The sequence below is a fragment of the Endozoicomonas sp. SESOKO1 genome (assembly GCF_024606265.1).
Lineage (GTDB): Bacteria > Pseudomonadota > Gammaproteobacteria > Pseudomonadales > Endozoicomonadaceae > Endozoicomonas.
In genome coordinates this window covers 1-2,303 of record NZ_JAHHPP010000281.1, presented here as the reverse complement: position 1 = coordinate 2,303, position 2,303 = coordinate 1, and the positions used below count along the sequence as shown (strand labels likewise).

Annotated in this window: 1 protein-coding gene; it reads right to left on the bottom strand. The window is 49.1% G+C overall.

The features are described 5' to 3' along the window. Window positions 1-12: 12 nt before the first annotated feature. Window positions 13-2,175, bottom strand: a complete 2,163-nt coding sequence (locus KDK13_RS12530; RefSeq protein ID WP_257285308.1) for a hypothetical protein — start codon at window positions 2,173-2,175, stop codon at window positions 13-15. Between the last annotated feature and the right edge of the window lie 128 nt (window positions 2,176-2,303).

The following is a 2,303-nucleotide window of genomic DNA, read 5'->3' as shown; positions in this document are numbered from 1 at the left end:
CTACAACAGAAGTCAGCTCTGGTATATCTGGCAGCACAACGGCATAGGTAGAGAAACAATAACGGGGCGACTTAATCCGGGCGGGGTGGGAATATCCCGCAAGGCAGTCAGCGTAGCCTGATCCGTTGCCATCAAGCCGATAAAACGACCGGGATCCTGGTGCATAAAATGGGCAATGCGCTCAACATCACCTTCCAGTTTGGCATCAAGATATTCAACATGGGAACGCAATTTGGCAGGCTTAATGCCGTTCTGATGGTAGTACGACAGAAGGGCCGGCAACTGGTCATCCTCTGATTCGGTGTTGAGCTTATTCAATCGCTGAATCTCAATTCTGAGGTTTGCGCATTTATCGCCAATGTTGCTTATTTCAGTTTGTTTACGGGTCAGGCTGTCACGGAGTTCCGAGAGGAGGTAGTCGCTATAAGGATCCGCAAGCTCACCCTCCGAGAGCCTTAAAAGACATGGGTTGTTAACTGCGGCTTGCAGCAGGTCAGATTCTTTCTGCAGCCATTCAGACAGCTTTTGCTGCTCATGGTCAATGCTGACTTTTCTGATCTCGGCGTCTCGAATGGCACTCTGATGATCTTGCTGTTTCTCTCCCTCCACAGCAATGTTCTCTTCAAGCTCTTTGATCACATCCTTTGTGTCCTGAATGAGCATTTCCAATCTCTCGCTGGCTTGCTCAGGAGCTTCACCGGGCTCTAATGACAATTGCAACAGACTGCTATTGGCGTGGCTGATGCTGCTGTTAAGCTCCGTCAGGCGTGCAGTTACGGCTTTGTCTTTGGCAATGGCAGATTTCAGTTTGTATTGAGTGTTTTTGTCTTCGTTCTTCTTCTCGTCAATCGCAGTTAGCAGGAACCGCTTCTCTTTTTTCACCAGCTCAAGCTCGTGGTTGCATCGGGCGTGAAACTGCTGTCGAGTTTCTTCAATGCGATGACGAAGCGGCGCCGTTTCGTTATCTACAGCCAGTAACGCTTCCTGCAGGCGATTAACTTCTGTATGGGTTTTATTCCTAATTGCGGCAAGATCGGCAGCCTCGACATGATGCTCATCAAGTTGATCTGCAGATAGTGACTCCTTGCGCTGGCGCAGTTCTTCATTGATAGCCTCAGCATCTCGCCGTCGTTTGGCGTTGAGAATAATCAGGTGGTCAACTTCGGTGGTGGCAATAGACTCGTCTATGGCCTGTATGCCCAAGGCCGCCTGTTCCAGTCGTACCTGATGATCTTGGTGCTCCTTTTCCGCCAGAGGCAGTGCTTTTGAAACGAGCTGAGCGGCTTTCGCAAGATGCCCCACCACCTCTTTTTTATCATTCTCATGACTTCGCCAGCGAGAGGCCTGATCTTCGAAAGTGATCAGGGAGGTTTCCAGCTGTCGAGCGATATGAAGCTCTTTTTTCTTCTTTGGAATGGATTGGCACTTATCCAGCAAGAGCTCGATACTCTCTCTGACTCCCGTGTAGTGTGCAGGATCCAGTGTGGTGCCCAGATAAAAAGAGAGAAAATGGGTCTCGTCTTTGAATCTTAACGTCTTGCCAATCCCCCCTTCCTGAGTTGAAAAATCCACTTGTTTGTCGAGCAACCATGGGTCAAGCCCCTCACTGGCAAGTCGGGATTTCCACTCGCCCTGATTCTCAGTATGGAAGCAGCCCATATCGGCCAGCTGACCTTTCCAGTCAGACCAGCCTGTACGCTGATTGGCCAGATCATCATACAACCCCTTAATATCCTGATAGCCCGTTGCCGAATCGGACATAAAAAACAGGCGCTTCAAAGTACTGTCGTTCTGTGTCGATTCTTTTTTCAGCAGAAGCTGGCCCACCAGAAGTCGCTGAGCTATCTGATACTCATTGCCGAGCAAGTCACCGTTTAGCTTATGGGATACAAACTCAATCAGAACCAGTGCTGGCCTGCCGGATAGAATATAAGAGTCAATACCTTTGTCCTTGCCTGACTGAAGGTATTGTATGAATCGATCCTGGTGAGGCGACAGGCAGCTGAAAATCATTGAGATAGCTGTTGTTTTGCAAGTGCCATTTTGAGCAAACACCAGTGGCCGGTCAGATGGGTTGTGCTCATCAATAATCCGGAGATCAACATCTTTCAGATAATTGGGGCCTGCGACAATTTCAGTGAGAAAAAAACGGGCAATTTTCCACGAACTGTTCATACAGAAGCCCTCATTGATTCCGGCTGACTGCCCTCTGTGTTATCTGGGTGCAGTAAAGCATTGAATCGCGCAAACAAACGGCTGGCAGCCGATCTCAGTGACAGTTGATAAGACTCGGAGACTCGATA